The 21,711-nt window shown below is 37.5% G+C and carries 23 protein-coding genes and 2 tRNA genes; 6 read left to right on the top strand and 19 right to left on the bottom strand.

From position 1 onward, the window contains the following. The first annotated feature begins 9 nt into the window (after positions 1–9). The 3 genes from queD (at position 10) to QS62_RS01650 (ending at position 2,000) form a co-directional block, all read left to right on the top strand. Positions 10–438: a 6-carboxytetrahydropterin synthase QueD gene (gene queD, locus QS62_RS01660; protein ID WP_066104939.1), complete on the top strand. Its 429-nt coding sequence runs from the start codon at positions 10–12 to the stop codon at positions 436–438. After that, positions 438–1,052, top strand: coding sequence for a 7-carboxy-7-deazaguanine synthase QueE (locus QS62_RS01655; protein WP_066104935.1), 615 nt, complete (start codon positions 438–440; stop codon positions 1,050–1,052). Before queD ends, QS62_RS01655 begins: the two co-directional genes overlap by 1 nt. Before the next feature lie 87 nt (positions 1,053–1,139). Further along, positions 1,140–2,000 carry a phosphoribosylaminoimidazolesuccinocarboxamide synthase gene (locus QS62_RS01650; RefSeq protein ID WP_066104931.1) on the top strand — a complete coding sequence of 287 codons (861 nt, stop codon included), beginning with the start codon at positions 1,140–1,142 and terminating at the stop codon, positions 1,998–2,000. 58 nt (positions 2,001–2,058) lie between these two features. Here the strand turns inward: QS62_RS01650 and mog are convergent, their stop codons facing one another. The 16 genes from mog to rsgA all read right to left on the bottom strand — a co-directional run bounded on the left by mog (position 2,059) and on the right by rsgA (position 16,934). Next, positions 2,059–2,628 (bottom strand): molybdopterin adenylyltransferase, encoded by a 570-nt coding sequence (gene mog / locus QS62_RS01645; RefSeq protein WP_066104928.1) that lies wholly within the window; start codon positions 2,626–2,628, stop codon positions 2,059–2,061. Positions 2,629–2,634: 6 nt separating this feature from the next. Beyond that, on the bottom strand, positions 2,635–3,105 hold the full coding sequence (locus QS62_RS01640) for a DMT family transporter (RefSeq protein ID WP_066104925.1): 471 nt from the start codon (positions 3,103–3,105) through the stop codon (positions 2,635–2,637). Then, a complete protein-coding gene (gene glnB, locus QS62_RS01635; protein ID WP_066104922.1) occupies positions 3,105–3,443 on the bottom strand; it encodes a nitrogen regulatory protein P-II in 339 nt (112 codons plus the stop codon). The genes QS62_RS01640 and glnB overlap by 1 nt, the downstream gene beginning before the upstream one ends. A gap of 21 nt (positions 3,444–3,464) precedes the next feature. After that, positions 3,465–4,625 carry a 23S rRNA (uracil(747)-C(5))-methyltransferase RlmC gene (gene rlmC / locus QS62_RS01630; protein WP_066104916.1) on the bottom strand — a complete coding sequence of 387 codons (1,161 nt, stop codon included), beginning with the start codon at positions 4,623–4,625 and terminating at the stop codon, positions 3,465–3,467. Continuing rightward, positions 4,626–5,660: a beta-N-acetylhexosaminidase gene (gene nagZ / locus QS62_RS01625; protein WP_066104913.1), complete on the bottom strand. Its 1,035-nt coding sequence runs from the start codon at positions 5,658–5,660 to the stop codon at positions 4,626–4,628. It abuts the gene before it with no gap. A gap of 12 nt (positions 5,661–5,672) precedes the next feature. After that, entirely contained in the window at positions 5,673–6,032 is a 360-nt protein-coding gene (locus QS62_RS01620; protein WP_066104910.1) for a YcfL family protein, read from the bottom strand. 11 nt (positions 6,033–6,043) lie between these two features. After that, complete coding sequence (gene epmA / locus QS62_RS01615; RefSeq protein WP_066104905.1) at positions 6,044–7,024, bottom strand: elongation factor P--(R)-beta-lysine ligase; 981 nt, start codon at positions 7,022–7,024, stop codon at positions 6,044–6,046. A gap of 76 nt (positions 7,025–7,100) precedes the next feature. Continuing rightward, entirely contained in the window at positions 7,101–7,898 is a 798-nt protein-coding gene (locus QS62_RS01610) for a TatD family hydrolase (protein WP_066104900.1), read from the bottom strand. A gap of 13 nt (positions 7,899–7,911) precedes the next feature. Further along, positions 7,912–8,253, bottom strand: coding sequence for a SirB2 family protein (locus QS62_RS01605; protein WP_066104897.1), 342 nt, complete (start codon positions 8,251–8,253; stop codon positions 7,912–7,914). A gap of 67 nt (positions 8,254–8,320) precedes the next feature. Further along, complete coding sequence (locus QS62_RS01600) at positions 8,321–9,808, bottom strand: carbon starvation CstA family protein (protein WP_066104893.1); 1,488 nt, start codon at positions 9,806–9,808, stop codon at positions 8,321–8,323. Positions 9,809–9,979: 171 nt separating this feature from the next. Further along, entirely contained in the window at positions 9,980–10,447 is a 468-nt protein-coding gene (gene nrdG / locus QS62_RS01595) for an anaerobic ribonucleoside-triphosphate reductase-activating protein (RefSeq protein WP_066104889.1), read from the bottom strand. 9 nt (positions 10,448–10,456) lie between these two features. Further along, complete coding sequence (gene nrdD / locus QS62_RS01590; protein ID WP_066105103.1) at positions 10,457–12,601, bottom strand: anaerobic ribonucleoside-triphosphate reductase; 2,145 nt, start codon at positions 12,599–12,601, stop codon at positions 10,457–10,459. 375 nt (positions 12,602–12,976) lie between these two features. Beyond that, positions 12,977–13,477: a PTS glucose transporter subunit IIA gene (gene crr, locus QS62_RS01585; RefSeq protein WP_066104886.1), complete on the bottom strand. Its 501-nt coding sequence runs from the start codon at positions 13,475–13,477 to the stop codon at positions 12,977–12,979. A gap of 74 nt (positions 13,478–13,551) precedes the next feature. Next, on the bottom strand, positions 13,552–15,279 hold the full coding sequence (gene ptsI / locus QS62_RS01580; protein ID WP_066104882.1) for a phosphoenolpyruvate-protein phosphotransferase PtsI: 1,728 nt from the start codon (positions 15,277–15,279) through the stop codon (positions 13,552–13,554). A gap of 58 nt (positions 15,280–15,337) precedes the next feature. Further along, a complete protein-coding gene (gene ptsH / locus QS62_RS01575) occupies positions 15,338–15,595 on the bottom strand; it encodes a phosphocarrier protein Hpr (protein ID WP_065235270.1) in 258 nt (85 codons plus the stop codon). Positions 15,596–15,875: 280 nt separating this feature from the next. Next, positions 15,876–16,934: a small ribosomal subunit biogenesis GTPase RsgA gene (gene rsgA, locus QS62_RS01570; RefSeq protein WP_066104879.1), complete on the bottom strand. Its 1,059-nt coding sequence runs from the start codon at positions 16,932–16,934 to the stop codon at positions 15,876–15,878. 72 nt (positions 16,935–17,006) lie between these two features. Here rsgA and orn point away from each other — a divergent pair, with 72 nt between their 5' ends. From orn to QS62_RS01555, 3 genes are all read left to right on the top strand, one after another. Further along, the gene (gene orn / locus QS62_RS01565; RefSeq protein WP_066104876.1) at positions 17,007–17,567 is read left to right on the top strand and encodes an oligoribonuclease; all 561 of its coding nucleotides are present in this window, start codon (positions 17,007–17,009) and stop codon (positions 17,565–17,567) included. 69 nt (positions 17,568–17,636) lie between these two features. Then, positions 17,637–17,712 (top strand) — tRNA-Gly (locus QS62_RS01560). Positions 17,713–17,730: 18 nt separating this feature from the next. Further along, positions 17,731–17,806 (top strand) — tRNA-Gly (locus tag QS62_RS01555). Positions 17,807–17,823: 17 nt separating this feature from the next. Here QS62_RS01555 and QS62_RS01550 read toward each other — a convergent pair. Genes QS62_RS01550 through nhaC form a run of 3 tightly spaced genes read right to left on the bottom strand, consistent with a single transcriptional unit; the run spans position 17,824 to position 21,697 of the window. Continuing rightward, on the bottom strand, positions 17,824–18,807 hold the full coding sequence (locus tag QS62_RS01550; RefSeq protein ID WP_066104874.1) for an ornithine cyclodeaminase family protein: 984 nt from the start codon (positions 18,805–18,807) through the stop codon (positions 17,824–17,826). 30 nt (positions 18,808–18,837) lie between these two features. Beyond that, a complete protein-coding gene (gene amaA / locus QS62_RS01545; RefSeq protein WP_066104871.1) occupies positions 18,838–20,178 on the bottom strand; it encodes an L-pipecolate oxidase in 1,341 nt (446 codons plus the stop codon). A gap of 52 nt (positions 20,179–20,230) precedes the next feature. Further along, positions 20,231–21,697, bottom strand: coding sequence for a Na+/H+ antiporter NhaC (nhaC, locus tag QS62_RS01540; protein WP_066104866.1), 1,467 nt, complete (start codon positions 21,695–21,697; stop codon positions 20,231–20,233). Positions 21,698–21,711 lie beyond the last annotated feature (14 nt).

The raw sequence follows: 21,711 nt of genomic DNA, 5'->3' as shown, positions 1-21,711 counted from the left end.
GACAAAATGATGTACAAAGTTGCTAAAGAATTTAGTTTCGATATGGCGCATCTACTAGATGGTCATGATGGAAAATGTCAAAACTTGCATGGTCATACCTATAAATTACAAGTTATTGTTACTGGCGATACTTACCAAGAAGGAGCAAAAAAAGGTATGGTGATTGATTTTACTGATTTAAAACAAGCAGTAAATGAAATCATTTTACAGCCTATGGATCATGCTTTTATTTATGATCAAACAAGTGAGCGCGAATGCAAAATAGCTGCATTGCTTACTGAACTTAATTCAAAAACTTTTGCTTTACCTTATCGAACTACAGCAGAAAATCTTGCTCGATTTATGTTTGCACGTTTAACTCAATACACAGCATTAAAGATTACTTGTATTCGGTTATGGGAAACGCCAACTTCTTTTGCTGAATATGAGGCAGACTAATGCAAACACCTTATCAAATTGTTGAGATATTTGAGAGCTTGCAAGGTGAAGGGTTTAATACCGGTATGCCCGCAATTTTTATTCGTTTTGGAAAATGTAATTTGGCTTGTCCTTGGTGCGATACAGATTACCACCATTTCCAAACCATGACACTCCAGCAAATTGCTGAACGTGTTGCAACATATACGGCGAAAAATATTATTATTACCGGTGGCGAACCAACTATACAGCCACATCTACGCAAATTATTAAACTATTTAAAACAACAGGGGTATTTTCTCGCGATTGAAACGAATGGGTTAAAACCGATACCAAGCGAAATTGATTACATTGCAACTAGTCCAAAACGTTTATACCAAGACAAATATTGGCAACGCAGTATTGATTTTGCTGATGAAGTGAGAATTGTGAATGACTGTGATGACATTTTGCAGTTCTGCGAAAAAATAGCCACAAAAATTCATGCAAAACATTATTACTTATCACCTTGTGAACAAAATGGTGAGATGAATATTCTTGATACTATTCGCACAATAGGAATCTTAAACCAACATAGCAAAACTATTAAATGGCAGCTCAGCTTACAAACACATAAACTAGTTGGTATCGAATAAATAAAAAAACAAGCAATCGTTTGCGTGAAACTTAAGATGAAACGGAGTATAATTCGCATCGGTTTTCTTTTTAATACAGGTATCGTTATGCAAACTATTAGCCTAAAAAAAATTTATTCTGGTAAAGTACGTGATCTTTATGAAATTGATGATAAAAGAATGTTAATGGTCGCTTCTGATCGCCTTTCGGCATTCGATGTCATTCTTGATGATCCTATCCCTCGTAAAGGAGAGATCCTCACCCAAATTTCCAATTTCTGGTTTAAAAAATTAGCACATATTATGCCAAATCACTTTACTGGCGATACTGTGTATGACGTATTACCAGAGGCTGAAGCAAAAGCAATTGAAAAACGTGCTGTTGTCTGTAAACGTTTAACACCAATTAAAATTGAATCTATCGTGCGCGGTTATTTGACTGGTAGTGGCTTAAAAGATTATCAACAAACAGGATCTGTGTGCGGTATTGAATTACCAAAAGGTTTAGTTGATGCCAGCAAATTACCTGAACCGATTTTCACACCATCAAGCAAAGAAGAAATTGGTAATCACGATATTAATATCAGCTATGCTGAATGTGAAAAATTAATCGGCGCTGAATTAGCGGCACAAGTCAAACAAAAAGCAATTGAGCTTTATACAACAGCAGCAGAATACGCTTTGAGTAAAGGTATTATTATCTGTGATACTAAATTCGAATTTGGTTTAGATGAAAATGGAACCTTAACATTAATGGATGAAGTCTTAACCCCTGACTCAAGCCGTTTCTGGTCAATTGATACTTATAAAGAAGGCACAAATCCACCTTCATTCGATAAACAATTTATTCGTAACTGGTTAGAAAACAGTGGCTGGAATAAACAACCACCAGCACCAAGAGTACCACAAGAGATTATTGAACAAACTGTGGCTAAATATCAGGAAGCGTTTGATTTATTAACAAAATAATTATGCATTGAAAAAAGGAAATGCTTTTTAAACAAAGTTTAAAAAGCATTTTTTATATCTACTTCTTCTTCGGGCGGAAACTATCCACTACTGATTTATGGGTATCAATATAGATCCCACTAAGCAGTTCTAGACAATAAGGTACAGCAGCAAAAATCCCTTTCACAATCACTTTACCATTTTCATCTTTTAATCCTTCTAGGGTTTCTTTAATCGCTTTTGGCTGTCCCGGTAAATTTAAAATCAAACTCTCTTTTCTAATTACACCGACTTGACGTGATAGAATCGCTGTTGGCACAAATTGCAAACTAATTTGGCGCATTTGCTCACCAAATCCCGGCATTTCCCGATCGGCGACAGCTAATGTTGCATCTGGTGTAACATCGCGTTTTGCCGGCCCTGTTCCGCCAGTAGTAAGCACTAGATGACAACCACATTCATCAACTAACTCTTTTAAGGTTTGTTCAATCAAAGGTTGTTCATCAGGAATTAATCTTGTTTCTACTAAAAATGGTTCAATCAATGCTTGTTCTAACCATTCTTGTAACGAAGGTAATCCTTTATCTTGATAGATTCCTTGTGAAGCACGATCTGAAATTGATACTAATCCGACTTTAAGTTGTGTCATTTTTTCCTATCCTTTTATTGCAAACCATTTATCACCAAAGAAAAAGACAATTAACCCCGCCATCACAATCAACATTCCGCCAACTTTCCAGAGGGTAATTTCTCGTACAGGCATATAAATCAAACCAAAATGGTCAATTAACATTGCTGCCAATAATTGTCCAATAATGATAAAAAATAACATATTGGTAATACCGACCTTTGGCGCTAAAAAAATAGTCGTGAAAACAACTAATGCCCCTAAAGGCCCGCCAATAAATTTCCAAAATGGCTGGCTAGCCAAATTTTGCAAACCTTCCCATAAATTGGTTTTTACTAAACAAACAATAAAAAGCGCTAATGTTCCGGTAGCAAATGAAATTAAAGCGGCAATCAGCGGTTGTCCAGCAACCACTTTACTAAGCTGACTATTAATAGCGGCTTGCGAAGCTAAACCAACACCCGCTACTAATGCAATCACAACATAAATAATACCCACTAAATTGCATCCTCGTTTTCTTCACCAGTACGGATACGAATCACGCGTTCTACGTCATAAACAAAGATCTTACCGTCGCCAATTTTTCCTGATTGCGCGGTATCAATAATCGCATCGACACATTGCTCAACTTGTTCATCTGCAACAATAATTTCCAATTTTACTTTCGGTAGAAAATCCACCATATATTCTGCACCACGATATAGCTCTGTATGCCCTTTTTGACGCCCAAATCCTTTCACTTCGCTTACCGTCATTCCAGTAATACCAATATCAGATAAAGCTTCACGCACATCATCTAATTTAAATGGTTTAATAATGGCTTCAATCTTTTTCATACATGCCTCCTATGGCAAAAGTTATGCTAATTCTAACAATCCCAAAACTTCATAATGTGAAGTATGTGGGAACATATCGAATAATTGTAATTTAGTTAAGCGATACGAACTAAGATGATATAAATCTCGCCGCATACTCTCTACATTACAACTGGAATACAATAAAAAACATGGCTGTAACTGATTGAGATAATCTGCTAAAGACTGCCCAATGCCACGTCTGGGTGGATTTACAATCACTAAATCCGGTTTAACACCTTGTGATGCTTGATATTGACTCGCATCTAAATCTTGAAAACGCACATTAGTTAAACCAATATGCTCTGCGGCTAATTTTGCCGCCTGAATTGCAGAAGCTGAAATCTCAATACCGACTAAACTTACATCAGCAGCCAATTGCTGTCTTGCTGCTGCACAATGTAAACCAAAACCGCCCACACCACAAAACAAATCCCAAATATGTTGAATCGGTAATGCTTGCGTCCATTGTTGCGCCGTACGGTAAAGTGCAGCAGCTACTTGCGGATTAGTCTGGAAAAAGCCTTGCGGACGAATAAACAAAGTAATCTGATTGAATTGCTCTGCTAGCATTTGTTGTTCAGTTAAATAGATCTCTTTTTCACCTTCTAAAATAGCAGCTGGTTGCGGCTGAATATTGGCGCTAACTACAACAATTTGCGGTAATTTTTGTAGTAATGCAGGCAATTCTCGTTGTATCAATGGCAATTTCACTTCGCTACGCAAGACAAAACGCAACATATATTGTTGATTAAATTGGCTTTTCGTCAACAAAATATATTTTAGCTCTCCTTTACGTTTGGCGATGTTATATGGCACTAAACCTGCTCTAGCAACAAAATCTTTTAACTGCATAAAGATCGGTTGGAAATCGTCAGGATATAACGGGCAATCCGTTAAATCTACCGCACTTGTACTATCTTGCGGATCAGGCAAAATCCCCAAAATTGGTCGTTCCACCATTCCACTCACTACCATTTTGGCACGATTACGCATTGCTTGATGAGCCGATTCATACGCAGGAAAACACACCGTAGTTGGTTGAATAAAATCCACTAACTGTTGCTGTAAATGCTGCTGTTTTTGAGCTATTTGCGAAACATAATCTTGTTCAAGCCAACTACAAGATTGACACTGCTTCTGCGCAAAATGTGGGCAATACATTTATCCCTTCACCTCTAACCACTTTTGCTGCAAATTCGTCAAAGAGTGATGCGCATTTACCCATCTACTGGTTGCTTGAAGTTCTGATAGCGAAAAATGTTGTCGTTTTGCTAACTGCAAATAGGCTGTTTTTTCTTGTTCTGTTGGTTGATAAACTAAATTATCCAACACTTCTATCACACCAGCTCGTTCATTACAGAGCAACAAAATATCACAACCAGCTGCTAATGCTTGACGGCTACGCTCAACAAAACTTCCCATTACACCAGCACCTTTCATCCCAAGATCATCTGAAAAGATAATACCTTTAAAACCTAATTGTTCTCGTAAAATTTGTTTCAACCAATACGCTGAACCACTCGCTGGTCGCTCATCGGCTTGTGTATAAATCACGTGTGCCGGCATAATCGCTTTTAATTTATTACGATCAATTAACTGCTGAAACGGTTGTAGATCTTGTTGGAAAATTTGGTTTATTGGACGTTCATCTTTTGGTGTTTCTAAATGAGAATCAGCGACTACATGGCCATGTCCCGGAAAATGTTTCCCTGTTGTCGCCATTCCAGCTTGTAGCATACCATCACAAAATGCTTCTGCTAACGGTAATACTTGCTGCCAATCTTGATGAAAACTACGATCACCAATTGCCTTACATTGATGTCCAACATCTAAAACAGGCGCAAAACTCAAGTCAATATCCATTGCCATCATTTCTGCCGCCATTAACCACGCACTCTCTTTAGCCCAATATTGCTGTTCTTCCACTGTTGGCAATAATCGTGCAAAAGCCTGCATCGCTGGTAATTGCGTAAAACCTTGACGGAAGCGTTGAACCCGTCCACCTTCTTGATCAACGGTAATCAATAATGGATGCTTAACTTTTTGGCGAATATTTTTGATTAATTCTCGTAACTGCGGAATATCAACAAAATTACGCGTAAATAGGATTACACCAGCAACGAGAGGATGATTTAAGATCTCTACTTCTTCTTGTTCTAAAACCGTACCTTGTAAATCAACAATTAACTTTGCCATCGTTTTTACCTCTTAATACGCTTTGAAATAGACTCGATAATTCACACTCTGATCGGTCGGTTTTGACAAAGGAATATTCACCTGTTGTTTAGCTGGCAAAATTAAGTGCTGCCACAATTCATCCTGCTGCCAATTAGTACGTTGCGTAACGCCATTACGATCGTACCAAGTCAGTAAATAAGCGGTTTTAATACTGTTATTAGTCAGATTTTTCACTGCAATTTGTTTATCGGCAGGGGTGATAGCTATTGCATTAGCAATATTAGATTCAATATTCACAATTGGCGCTGATTGATATAAAGGTGAAATATTTTTTGATGAACAAGCACTCAATCCTACTACTAAACAACATAAATAAATTAGCTTACGCATTGTCTGCTCCGTTACGCATTTTGAATTGAAAATGAAATTACATCTTCAATATTGTCTGTTGATAACGCAATCATTAATAAACGATCGACCCCTAATGCCACACCAGAACAAGATGGTAAACCTGATTTCAATGCAGCTAAGAAACGCGTATCCATTTGTTGTGGCGGTAAGTGCAATTTCTCACGTAATAAATTATCTTGCTCAAAACGATGTAATTGCTCATTTGCATCTGTTAATTCATGGAAGCCATTTGCTAATTCCAATCCTTTGTAATAAAACTCGAAACGCTCTGCCACACGATGATCTTCAGAACTAATTTGTGCTAATGCCGCTTGTGCCGCCGGGAAATGATACACTGCAACAGGATGTTCTTGCCCAATATTCTTCTCGACAACTTCACTAAATAGATATTGCAACAAAGTATCACGCCCTTCCATATCTGCATTAACCAGCCCTTGCTGTTTCGCTTTCTCCACTAATTCCGCTTTCGTTGCCGATAAAGGATCTAACCCAACATATTCTTGGAATACAAACTGGTAGCTGAGAGATTCTGTTGGTGGGCAATCCAAAATTTGTTGCAGTAAATCATCAACCTCATTGATCAAACGGTACATATCAAAAAATGGGCGATACCATTCCAACATCGTAAATTCTGGATTATGGCGCTTTCCGGCTTCCTCATTTCTAAATACTTTGCAGATTTGGAAAATAGGGCCGCTTCCTTCCGCCAACAAACGTTTCATATGATATTCTGGGCTGGTAATTAGATGTAATGTTTGTGGGTTTGGACCAAATGGCGGAGTAAACTCTGTTTGGAAAGTTGCAAGATGTACATCAGTCACTGAAAAAGCACTTAAAATCGGTGTTTCCACCTCTAACAAACCTCGATCGACAAAAAATTGTCGAATATCGCTAATAATTTTCGCTCTTTTAAGTAAATTTTGAATTGAAGAGGTTGATTTCCAATTTTCACTTGGTACTACAGCTGACATAGTTGATCCTTTGTTGGCAATAACAAACGCTTTATTTTAATGGGTTCATCGCTAAATAACAATTTAGCATTCACGATTAGACAGTTTCAGATAAAGCAAACAGTTCAAGGCTATTTTGCCAAATTTGTGCTTCAATCTGTGCTGCACTTTCGGTTCTAAGTGCAACTAAACTTTGAAAAATTAAAGGTAAATGCGCTGGATGATTAGGTTGCCCCTGCCAACCAAATACTGGCATATCTGGGCTATCTGTTTCTAATAACAATGCTGAAAGTGGTAATTTAGCGATTGCTTGACGAGTTTTATTGGCTCTTTCGTAGGTAATGGTACCGCCTACCCCAATTTTATAGCCAAGATCGACAAAGCGTTTTGCCTGCTCATAACTTCCAGCAAAGCCATGCACAACTCCTCTCTGTGCTAAATCTGCTTTTTTCAAAAAGGTATAAAGCTGATCATGACTACGGCGAGAATGCAAATTAACTGGCAGTTGATATTGCTTCGACAAAGCTAACTGCGCTTCCAAAAAATAACACTGTTTTTGCCATAACTCATCAGTTGTGATCTCTTTTGGATAGCGATCTAAACCAATTTCCGCAACCGCAATACACTTACCATCTCGTTTTGCTAAAGACTGTTCCAGTAGGAGCAAATCATCTTCGTGATGTCGCGCAATAAACAGTGGGTGTAAGCCTAAACCATAATAAACATTTGTTTGATTTGATACCCATTGTGGCATTGTTAAGATATTTTGCCGATCAATTGCCACCACCAACAGCTTGGTCACTTGTTGCGATTGAGCGCTCGCCACAATCTGTGCTAACGATTGCTGCAAATCCATGGCTAAATAATCAAGGTGGGTATGAGTATCAAAAAACATTGTTCAGAATAACTTAATGAAAATAACCTAATAGCATCGCAACCAGAAAACAGATCAATGCGAGTGGCAAAAATTTATTTTGTGGTCTTTGACGTTTAAACGCCTTCGCTGCAAAAATAATATATAACACTAATGCTACGATTTTGATTAACAGCCAATCAACTAAACTAAAGTTGAATACTATTAAGAACGTTAAACCTGTCACTAATAAAATGGTATCTGCAATATGCGGCAAGATACGCAGTATCTTATATTGACGCCAATCTTTACCTTGCCATTGCAACGCTCCACGAAGGATAAACAGAATTAAACTTGCCCATGCAGAAAAAAGATGAAAATAAAGTACAGTTGTCATATTACAAAAAAATAGCCGTCTAAAAACAGACGGCTATTGTGCATAATCAATATTTCAAAATCAATAATTAAGCTGGGGTAGTTTCTGAATCAGGATCACCATCAGCAATTGGTTTTAACATTGTGAAGAAACACACTGTTGCAACTGCGGTTAAACCAACACCAACCCATACCGCTGTATCGTATGCTAAACCGAAACCGATCTTCGCATAAGCGAGGAATGTTGCAGAAACCATTGTCATAAAGATAGCTGGGATTGTACAAATCCAGTGGAATTTATGATAACGATAAAGATATGCTGCAGCAGTCCATAACATTACCATTGCGGTAGTTTGGTTTGCCCAACCGAAATAACGCCATAATACTTGGAAATCTAATTTAGTAATAATGAAACCAGCAATAAATAAAGGTACTGCAATTAATAAACGTTTTACTAAGCTACGTTGTTCAATATTGAAGAATTCAGCAATGATTAAACGTGCTGCGCGGAATGAAGTATCCCCTGAAGTAATTGGTAATACAACTACACCCAACACTGCTAAGATACCACCAAAGTAACCTAACATTTGTGTAGCTGAATCATAAACTACTTTTGATGGTGTACCCATATTGATTGCTTCATTCATTTCTGCTGGATTGTTATAGAAAGTTAAACCAACCATACACCAAATTAAAGCGATAATACCTTCACCAATCATCGCACCATAGAATACGAAACGACCTTCTTTTTCATTTTCCATACAACGTGCCATCAATGGAGATTGAGTTGCATGGAAGCCTGATACAGCACCACACGCAATGGTCACGAAAATTAATGGCCAAATTGGTAAGCCAGTCGGATGTAGATTTTCAAAGAATTTAGAGAAACTCATATCGCCAACAGTATGGAACAACGCTTTATCTTCAAAGAGTAAAGCAAAGAACATACCGAAAGACATAAATAGTAATAACGCACCAAATAATGGATAGATACGACCAATAATTTTATCAATTGGCACTAAGGTTGCGATAATGTAATAGACGAAAATAATGGTTGTCCAAGCAACAAGAGTATTACCACGATCTAAGCTCATTGATTCGCCAAGATTATCCATTGTAAGGTTGGTGAGAAGTCCTGCTGGAGAGATAACGAATACCACCCCTACAAGTACTAATAACACTAATGCAAGCGCATTCATAAAATGTTTAACTGGCGCACCAAGATATTTACCAGTTAAATTTGGTACTGATGCACCGCCATTACGCACGCTTAACATTCCGCTGAAGTAGTCATGTACTGCACCAGCGAATACACAACCAATTACAATCCATAACATTGCAACTGGTCCATATAATGCACCTAAAATAGGTCCGAAAATTGGACCTGTTCCAGCAATATTTAATAGCTGAATTAACCAAATTTTTCCTTTAGACATTGGTACATAGTCAACACCATCATTTTGTAAATGTGCTGGCGTTTCACGTTTCGGATTGATTTTAAATACTTTTTCTACGATAGAACCATAGATAAAGTAGCCTGCTAGCAAGAACGCCACAGAGAAGAGGAACCACACCATAATTTTTACCTCAAAAAGTTATTTAGAGCGGCGAGATTGTAACAAAAGAAAAAATTAGATGTTAAAGATTTATTTAAAGATGTGATTAATATCACATCTCCTGATTGATAAGTGCTGAAAAGTTAGCAAGGAAAAATAAGCGTATGAATACTTTTTAATCAAAAGTGTTCTTTATAAAGAAAATCGATAAATAATTTGATTCGCTGAACCTCGCCAAACTAAGGAAGGATCGGCTTGTTCCTGAATAAACTTGCCATCAATTAATACGTCTATATAAGCTAACATCTCTTTTTGCTGCTGATTTAATTCAGCTAACTGATAGCCAGTCCAACACCAAATATCTTTACCTTGGCATTCCGTTTTAACTCGTTTCACTAATGGTAATAAACGTTCTACATTACGTGGATGCAGAGGATCACCGCCAGATAATGACAGACCTTGTCGCCGAATTCGTGTATCTTGTAAATCACGAATAATCTGATCTTCCATCGCTTGGTCAAAAAATACACCAGCATCAAAAGACCAGCTTTTTTGGTTATAACAGCCACGACATTGGTGAGTACAACCCGCCACAAAGAGGGTACAACGTGTACCCTCACCATTTACCACATCAACAGGATAATATTGTAGATAATTCATCATTTTGCCCTATAAATGTTTCACTCTACGTTTTACTTCTTCCTGTTTTCCTGGATTAAACGGACGTGCATCAGGGCTACCTAAATAGCCACAAACACGACGTGTTACTGACACTTTAGTACTATCATGATTACCGCATTTCGGACAAACAAACCCTTTACTCGTGCAATCAAATTCGCCGGTAAAGCCACATTCATAACATTCATCTATTGGTGTATTAGTTCCATAATATGGCACTCGGTCATAACTATAATCCCAAACATCTTCTAACGCTTTGAGATTGTGTTGCAAATTCGGATATTCACCATAACAAATAAAACCACCACTCGCTAATGGTGGATAAGCCATTTCAAAATCAATTTTGTCATAAGGATTGACTTTCTTTTCCACATCTAAATGGAAACTGTTAGTGTAATAGCCTTTATCTGTAACACCCTCAATAATACCGAATTGCTTGCTATCCAAACGACAAAAACGATCACACAAACTTTCGCTTGGTGTTGAATATAAGCTAAACGCATAACCTGTTTCTGCTTGCCATTTTTTCATGGTTTCACTGAGATAGCGAACAATCGCAATACCTTTTTCACGCAACAAGTCGCTATCAAAAATATGTCCTTGTGCATATAACGCATTTATTGTTTCATGAATTCCGATATAACCTAAAGAGATCGATGCTCGCCCATGTTTAAAGATTTCAGCAATACTATCATCAGCTTGTAATCTTACGCCACAAGCTCCTTCCATATAAAGAATCGGCGCAACTCGTGCTTTTGTTTGTTCCAAACGAGCAATTCGTGTTAATAACGCTGTTTTGGCAATCGCTAACCGTTGTTCCAGAATTTGATAAAAACGTGCTTCATTATGCTCTGCTTCTAACGCAATTCTTGGTAAATTAACGCTGACAACACCTAAATTATTGCGTCCTGCATGAATCTCTTTACCATTTTCAACATAACGACCTAAAAAGCTGCGACATCCCATTGGTGCCTTAAATGAACCTGTTACTTTTACTACTTGATCATAGTTTAAAATGTCAGGATACATACGCTTAGAAGAACACTCTAAGGCTAGCTGTTTAATATCATAATTAGGATCTTGTGGTTGTTGATTCAGACCCCGTTTAATCGTAAATACTAATTTTGGAAACACTGCAGTTTTGTGATTTTTGCCTAAACCACGAATTCGGTTTTGCAAAATAGAACGTTGAATTAACTTCGCTTGCCAACTAGTACCTAAGCCAAAACCAAACGTAACAAATGGCGTTTGTCCATTCGCTGTATGCAGTGTATTGACTTCATACTCCAAGGATTGAAAAGCATCAAAGCACTCTTTCTCAATTAAGGCTTTTGCATAAGCTTCAGCAGCAGGAATTTGCCAAGTTTTCGCATTAGCTAAATGTTTTTGATAACTTTTTTCCACATATGGTGCTAATACTTCATCGAGTCGATCAATGGTAGTCCCACCATAAATATGGCTAGCTACTTGCGCAATAATTTGCGCAGTCACTGCAGTTGCCGTAGTAATAGATTTTGGTGGTTCAATTTCAGCATTTCCCATTTTGAAACCTTGTGTCAACATACCTTCAAGATCCACTAACATACAGTTAAACATCGGGAAAAACGGCGCATAATCAAGATCATGATAATGAATTTCGCCTCGTTCGTGCGCCTGCACTACTTCTGGCGGTAGAATATAACTTTTCGCATAATGACGTGCCACAATACCTGCCAATAGATCGCGTTGTGTAGGAATCACTTTCGCATCTTTATTCGCATTTTCGTTAATCAATAACACATTATTTTGTTCGATTAGCCCTTCAATTTCTTGCGTTAAACGGCTTCTTTTTTCACGTTCTTTATCACGATCATGACGATATTCAATATAAGCACGAGCAACTTGTGGGTACTGCCCTTGCATTAAATGATCTTCGACCACTTGCTGAATATAAGCAATATCAACTTGTTGCTTAAAACTACTAACAATGGCTAAGCTAATGGTTTGGCTTAATTGTTCAAAATATTCATCATCATGAATACCTACTGCCTGCGCAGCTTTCTTCATTGCGTTAGTAATAAATTGCGCATTAAAGCTTGCTTGAGAACCATCTCTTTTAATTACTGTTAATAGTGCAGTGGCATTCGGATAAGTCATTTCTTGTGGTTGGGAGTGGGGGATTTGAGCAAACATTTTCATCTCCTTGTAAAAATCGGAGATACTATATATTGATATTTTAAATAATTCAACACACAATATATTGTGTTTTGTTACTAATAATTGAGAATAGTTATCAGACTGTAACAGCCATTTTTCATAACGCTAAAATATAGCTTTAATTATGTGGACTTAGCTAAAATTAACAAATTTAACAATTTTGGCTGTATGAAAAAAATTTTTTGGCTAAAGACATTACTCTTTTGAGATAGGGGTTATTTTTGGATAAATATTGATCAATATCCAAATCATAGACATAAAAAAGGTTGGACATTAACGTTCCAACCTTTCATCAGATACTTAAAAAATTAGCAATTATTTTTTAATTACTAATACAACAGATTCTCCAGCGACAGTTTCACCAACTTTTTTCTCCATATGAGAAATTTCATCCATATTAGAAATCACGATTGGTGTTAATACTGATTTCGCTTTCGCTTCTAATAAGTCTAAATCGATTTCAATTACAGTATCGCCACGTTTTACAGTTTGACCTTCTTGTGCAATACGGGTAAAACCTTCACCTTTAAGTTCTACGGTATCAATACCGAAGTGAACGAAAAGTTCGATACCTTCTTTTGATTCCATTGAAAAGGCATGGTTAGTTTCAAAAATTTTACCAATAACCCCATCTACCGGAGCGACAATTTTGTTGCCTTTTGGACGAATCGCAACGCCATCACCTACGATTTTTTCAGAGAAAACAACATCAGGAACATCTTCAATGTTGACAATTTCACCTGTTAATGGCGCATAAATTTCTACTTCGACAGCTTTATTGTCTTTTGAACCGAATAATTTATCGAATAAACCCATTTTTTTCTCCTTATCAGAAACATTTTTAATCTCAGATCTGTACGTAATATTAGCTGAAATTTTTACATTTGTATCTAGTTTAGTGCTTTTTCAGCTAAAAAATTCCCGATCAATTGATCAATATCTGCTGCTGTCGGTTGTAATAAAACCTCTTTTGCCAGATCTTGGGCATCTTGATAATTCACATTACGGATTAATTTCTTAATCTTCGGTACCGAAATCGAACCCATACTGAATTCATCTAACCCCATACCTAACAAGAGAATCGTTGCTTTTTCATCTCCTGCTAACTCACCACACATTCCTGTCCATTTACCTTCAGCGTGAGAAGCATCAATTACTTGTTTAATTAAAGACAATACTGATGGTGTTAATGGATTATATAAATGTGAAATTAACTCATTACCACGATCCACCGCTAAGGTATATTGTGTTAAATCGTTAGTTCCGATACTAAAGAAATCTACTTCTTTCGCTAAGAATTTCGCATTGACCGCTGCTGATGGCGTTTCCACCATTACCCCAACTTGGATATTTTCATCAAATGCTTTACCTTCTTCACGAAGTTGTTGTTTTAATGTTTCTAATACTGCTTTCAGTTCACGAATTTCTTCAACGGAGATGATCATCGGGAACATTACAGCTAATTTACCAAATGCAGAAGCACGTAATACCGCACGTAATTGTGCATTTAAAATTTCACGACGATCTAAGGCAATACGAATCGCACGCCAACCTAAGAATGGATTCATCTCTTTTGGTAAGTTCATATATGGCAAATCTTTATCGCCACCGATGTCCATAGTACGCAAAATTACCAAACGATTATTCATTGCTTCAACAACTGCTTTATACGCTTGGAATTGCTCTTCTTCTGTTGGTAATTGGTCACGATCCATGAATAAAAATTCAGTACGATATAAACCAACGCCTTCCGCACCATTACGCTCTGCACCATCAATATCACGAATGGTACCAATATTAGCGCAAACATCTACACGACGACCATCTAAGGTAACAGCTGGAAGATCTTTTAATTTGATTAATTCTGCTTTTTCTTCTTTGTATTGTTGTTCTAATACTCTTAAACGAGCAATCTCTTCCTGAGTTGGATTAACATAAATTGCATTATTCAACGCATCAAGAACAAGATAATCGCCTGTTTTAACTTTTTCAGTAACATTATTTGTTCCGACAATCGCTGGCAACTCAAGAGAACGTGCCATAATTGAAGTGTGTGAAGTACGTCCACCAATATCAGTAATAAAACCAAGCACTTTATCTAAGTTTAATTGTGCAGTTTCTGATGGAGTTAAATCATAAGCGACTAAAATAGACTCTTCAGAAATTTCTCCTAAATCAATGATGTGCATACCTAAAATATTTTTTAACAAGCGATTTCCAATATCACGAATATCTCCGGCACGTTCTTTGAGATACTCATCATCAATATCAGAAAGCATTGCAACTTGTTGGTCGATTACCACTGAAGCAGCGACATCTGCAGTTACATGATGTTCTTTTAAATAAGCAATGATTTCTTCTTCAAGCTCTTCATCTTCAAGAATCATTAAATGACCTTCGAAGATAGCTTCTTTTTCTTCACCCAATGTCTGACGAGCTTTTTCTTTAATCGCAGTTAATTGCGCCGATGCAGCTTCTCTACCTTGATAAAAGCGTGCAATCTCACTCTCAACTTCATCATCAGAAATCTTACGTTTATTAAGAACAATTGGTTCTTCTTTCAACACTAAGGCCTTGCCAAAAACAATACCTGGGGAAGCTAAAATACCTGAAATCATAATATAACCTTCTTTAAAATCACTAAATTAACACAGATGCCGACTTCGTACGGACGACTTATTCTAAAGTTGGGATTAATGCAACAAGGTGATCTACTGCTGCTTTTTCATCTTCACCTTCTGCAGAAATAGTGATTGTTGTTCCTTGAGTTAACCCTAAAGTTTGTAATTTGAACAAACTTTTTGCACTCGCACTTTTACCACCAGAAGTCACAGTGATATCAGATGAAAAGCCTTTCGCTTCTTTTACAAATTGAGCTGCTGGACGAGTGTGTAAACCATTTGGTGCGGTGATGGTAATTTCTTGAGAATACATTTTTCTCTCCTTAAATCTCATGGATAGGTTAGGATCATAAAAAATCTGCACTTACATTTCTGTCATTTAACTAACCAAGAACGTAAATGCAGCATAACAAATTTTTAATATTTATTTTATTCTATAAAATAAATGTCATCGCTAGTATCGACATTCTCTCTCAATAATCAAGCACAATTCCTCAAAAATTTGCGTTACCGCACAAAAATAATCGTTTTTTGGTATTCAAGAGATAATAAATGCTTACTTTTTAAGCGATCAATTTGTTCTAACAGTCGTATTATTTTAGTTTTGTACTACTAAAATGACGTTGCGATTTTGTTTCATTTTTACTACTTAACAAGCGATGATAATTCTCAAAGCGGATGGGATTTATTTCTCCTGACTCTACCGCTTCACGAATCGAGCAACCAGGATCTTGTAAATGCTTGCAATCTTTAAATTTGCAGGTACCCAAATAAGGTAAAAATTCCCGATAACCGCGCGTAATATCTTCATTTTCCAGATGCCACAACCCAAACTCACGAATCCCCGGTGAATCAATTAAATTTCCACCTTGTGGTAAATGGTATAAGGTCGATGCAGTGGTAGTATGTTGTCCTAAGCCAGATGTTTCGCTAATTTCACCGATTTGCGTTTCTACTTCAGGCAAAATGGTATTCACTAGACTTGATTTCCCTACTCCTGATTGTCCGACAAAAATTGAGTTTCCTTGTGCTAATAAGGAAGTTAATTCAGCAATGCCTTCTCCTGTCAAAGTCGATAGCATCAAGGTGCGATAACCAATCTGTTGATAGATAGCTAAGGTTGCCTCTAATTCGGTACGTTCTGCTGCAGTTAATAGATCTATTTTGTTAATTACAATGAGCGGTTCAATTTGTGCTTTTTCACAGATTACCAAATAGCGATCGATAATGTTGAGAGAAAGTTTTGGTGCAATCGCAGAAACAATCACAATTTGGTCAATATTGGCGGCAATAACTTTTAAACCATCATAGTAATCTGGACGGCTTAATTCACTAGTTCTAGGATGCTTCGCTTCAACCACCCCACTAATGCCCTGCATTTCAGCTAACCCTTGTCGCCAAATAACACGATCGCCAACTACTATATCACTCAATGTACGTCTTAAATTACAGCGAAATTTTTCCCCATTCGTCGTTTCCACATCGACATGTTGAGAATATCGTGTCACAACAACCCCTTCTTGAGCTGCCCCTAACATATCCTCTTGCCAAGCTGGTTCTTGTTTTAATTTTTGCTGATGTTTTTTTAAATTTTTATGCTGATTGGACGTGATGCGCCTTTGTTGATTATGGGTTAACTTACGTTTACTCAAATCTACTCCTTATCGTTTCTGAAAATATGGCGTAAAATGCCATACAAATGAATCAATAGGATACCTGATATTATGCAATTAGATAAACAAAATCTCATTTGGATTGACTTAGAAATGACAGGTCTTGATCCCAATACAGACCGAATTATTGAAATCGCCACTATTGTTACCGATAAAAATCTCAATATTTTAGCGGAAGGTCCAGTACTCGCGATCCATCAAGATGAGGCTATTTTGGCGGGAATGAATGAATGGTGCCAAAAAACACACAGTGCTAATGGCTTAATCGAACGTGTTCGCCAAAGTCGCTTTATCGAACGTGCAGCTGAATTACAAACCATTGATTTTCTAAAAAAATGGGTGCCAAAAGGCGCTTCCCCAATTTGTGGTAATAGTGTGGCACAAGATAAACGTTTCTTATTCAATTATATGCCTGAATTAGCCGATTACTTCCACTACCGTTACCTTGATGTCAGCACATTAAAAGAGTTAGCAGTACGTTGGAAACCAGAAATATTGGATGGCTTTCAAAAGAAAAATTCTCACCTTGCCTTAGATGATATTCGCGAGTCGATTGCCGAATTAGCTTATTATCGTCAGCATTTAATGAAGTTAGATGAATCGGATGCTTGATAAAACAGCAACTTTTCTATTCTAATGGTTGCACAACACTATTTTTTTCGTATAATGCTCTACCGTTAAGCGGGAATAGCTCAGTTGGTAGAGCACAACCTTGCCAAGGTTGGGGTCGCGAGTTCGAGCCTCGTTTCCCGCTCCAATTTTACTCACCCTTAATGCGGGAATAGCTCAGTTGGTAGAGCACGACCTTGCCAAGGTCGGGGTCGCGAGTTCGAGCCTCGTTTCCCGCTCCAGATTATCTTAATTATCATTAATTTAGTAATTCCAAACCTAAGCCTTCTGATTTTGCTTTTTTAACAATTGCATCAGCTACAACAACATCCAAAACGGCAGATCCTACCGATTTGAACAATGTTATTTGTTGATCACTATCGCGTCCTTTGATCTCACCATTAATCAACTGCCCTAATTCACCATCATAATCTTGCAAATTAACCAGTCCATTTTGTAATGGTGTAATAAAATCACCCGCTTCATGTAACACACCATCCATCGTATCAAACAAAATAATATCTGCTTGTTGAATCAACTCGGTTGGAATTTCACACATTTCCGGCGTAAAAGAACCAATGCCATTGATATGCGCTCCTACTTTTACCCATTCAGCCTGAAATGTTGGCGTCTTAGCTGTAGTCACAGTAGTAATAATATCTGCATCAGTAACGCAAGCTTCACTGGTTTTTACTGGTATAAGTTCACAATCATAATGATGCTGCATTTCAGAACAAAATCTTTTCGCATGTTGAAAATGTAGCGAATACACTCGCACCTCTTTAAGTGAGCGAGCGGTAAGCATTGCTTCCAGTTGTGCTTCCGCTTGACCTCCGGTACCTATTAACGCTCCAATCTTGGCATCTTTTCTGGCTAATAAATCAGTCGCTGCACCCTGTACTGCTCCAGTGCGTAGCTGTGTAAAATAAGTACCATCTAAACAAGCGGTAACAATCCCCGTTACCGGATCTAATACTAACATTAAGGCAAATATACTCGGCAAATTACGCTTAATATTCTTAGGATAAACAGAAGCAATCTTAATACCTAATGCACTATGATCACCTTTAACATAAGCTGGCATATATAAACTTTGCCCTTCATATTGGGCAATATCGAGATTTGTACGTAAAGGCACTTCTGCCATTCCATTAGAATAGGCAGATAGTGCTTTTTTACTTGCTTCAATAGCCTCTCGCATTGAAAAGCTTTGTTTAATATCATTTTTTCTTAGATATAACATACAGTTTCCTCAATTTTTACCTTATATAAATTAAGGAATGATTTTCAAAAATTGTCCTGCATGATACAAAGTTAAACCGGCTTCTGTTGCCCAAGAACGTGCTTTACAAAATGAAAGTTCACACTCATCCACCTGTTTGAACGGAATCGGTAACACTTCTTGATCACCTGTTTGTAAATAATCCGCAAACGCTTTACCAAATAGCGTTCCCGTAGTGATACCGCGTCCATTGAAACCTGATGCTGCTACAATTCCCGGTGCTGGTTCAAAAATACGCATAATATGATCAGGGGTAAAACCAAACTTACCACACCATTCATACTGCCAAGAAAACTTAGGTAAATCTGGGAAATAGTGTTTCTGCACATGATTAGCCCAATTAAGGAAGAAAGATTTTGGTTTGCCACTAAGTTTTCCTACAGTACCCAACAGCAAACGATCATCTTTATCACGACGAATACTAGACAACGCCATACGTGTGTCCCACGAACCATTACGATAAGGCAAGATACGTTCCGCAACTTCACCACTTAACGGTTCTGAAGCAATTTGATAATACTCCACAAAATAAAAGCATTTATGGATATTAGTCCATTCACCCTCTGTATAAGCATTGGTTGCAATCACTACTTTTTGAGCTTTTACTGTATATTGATTGCAGTGAACTAACCAATCATTACCTTCACGAGAAATTTGTGTTACTGGTGAGTTTTCAAAAATAGCGACACCTTTGTTATTTGCCGCTATCCCTAAACCTGTAACATAAGCAAAAGGATTGACTGTTCCTGCTCGCTTATCTAACAACGCTTTATTAATCTTTGTTGTTCCACAATATTCATGGCATTTTGCACCAGTTAATACTTCAACATTGGCACCACGTCTGCTTAATTGTTGATAGCGAATATCAACATCAAGCTCGCCGGTTTTATTGTGCGCCATATGTAAATTTCCTGTACGAGTATCTTGTGCATCAATGCCATATTTATCGATCACATCAAAGACAAGTTTTGGTGCTAGCCCCAATGCTGTTGTTAGTTTCTCACCAGCCTGCTCACCTAAATATTGGTTTAAATCATCTGGTCTTGCCCAAGTTCCAGCATTCACTAACCCAACATTACGACCAGAACCACCAGCACCGACTGTATGAGCTTCTAATACACAAACACGCTGTCCATACTCTGCCAAATGTAATGCTGCAGATAATCCCGTAAACCCTGCGCCAATAACACAAACATCTACGTTTAAGTTCTGGTTTAATGTGGGATAACTTGGAATTTCATCTACCAACGTTGACCATAAACATTTTGTTTCACACGCTTGTTTTTCTGTTCCACCTTGTTGTGTATGGTGAGTTGAATGCCCGTTACTCATTATAAATACTCCTTATAAAATCACTTTCTGTATATTTGTTACTTGTTATCTATTAGCGATTGGTCGGTTTATCTCTTGGCATAAATCTACCAATGAATGCCCATAGTAAACCAAATAGAGGAGACAACCAGCAGGCAAAAGCAAAAGGCGCATATAATAACGTGCTTACTCCAAGCGTTGCCGCAACGAAACTTCCGCCCATATTCCAAGGGATTAATGGAGAAAGTAAGGTACCGCAGTCTTCAATTGAACGTGTCAATATCGTCTTTTTATAACCTAGCTCTTCATATTTATCTTTTAATAAGCGCGCTGGTAATACTAAGGTGGTATAAACATCACCTACCAAAGCGCCTACACCAATGATACTCCCGTATGTAGATAGAATTAAACCGAAACGTGTTTTAATGTAACGATTTAAGCGGCCCATAATCGTACGTAGGGTACCGTAATATTCCAATGAACCGACAAATGCCAATGCAAAGAAAGTCAATACAATTACCCATGTCATCGACATAGCTCCACCTTTGCTTAATAACTTATCGACAACTTCAAGGCCAGTATTACTAACAGCACCATTTTGTAAGGTATTAAAAATGTCATGCAAGCCAACACCTTGCATAAAGAAGGCAATAATACTCGCAACAACAACCCCACCATAGATGGTTGGCATCGCAGGATATTTTCTAAACGCAGCAAAGATAACTACTGCGGCAGGTAACAAGGTAATTGGACTGATAATGTAGTCTTCTGCCAATTTTTCTTTAATCAATTCAATCGTACTCAAATCAACCGCTTGATCTGAATATTGCATACCGAGTAATGCATAAATAATTAATGAAACTGTCATCGCTGGAATAGTGGTCGGCATCATTCCTTTAATATGATCCCAAAGTTCCACGCCACAGGCAGCAGGTGTTAAGTTAGTTGTTTCTGATAAAGGTGACATTTTATCGCCAAAAAATGCACCAGATACAATGGCACCGCCAGTTAAATAGGCTGGAATACCTAATCCCATACCAATTCCCATTAACGCAAGCCCTGCTGTACCTACCGTTCCCCATGATGTTCCCGTTGCTAAGGATAAAATGGAACAAAGGATACATACAGAAACTAAGAAAGTACTCGGCGTAAACCAGCTAAAGCCATAATAAAGAATCGTCGGTACAGTACCTGCAATGATCCAGCCACCAATTAACATTCCTACACCAAGTAAAACCATGACAGCAGGAATACCTATTTGGATAACTTGTAAGAAATATTCTTCCATTTCTTGCCATCTTGCTCCTCGACATTTTAGGAACAATCCAGTAATCAAAATACCGCAAACTAAAGGAATATGCGGGGTGAAATCATCAAAATAGAAGAATTGCACCATCAAAATAATGGTCGCTAAAATAAGTGGTGCTAAATCAAGTAATACTGAATTTGATCTTGGCGTAAATTCTGGATTTGGAGTATGTAATCCATTATTACTTTCACTATAAGAGACACCTTTTCTGTCTTTTTTGTCGTTAGTCATAAGCTTCTCTCCTC

The organism is Gallibacterium salpingitidis, from assembly GCF_001678495.1.
Classification (GTDB): Bacteria; Pseudomonadota; Gammaproteobacteria; order Enterobacterales; family Pasteurellaceae; genus Gallibacterium; species Gallibacterium salpingitidis.
The sequence above is the reverse complement of the archived record's forward strand: the minus strand, read 5'-3'. Positions and strand labels throughout refer to the sequence as shown.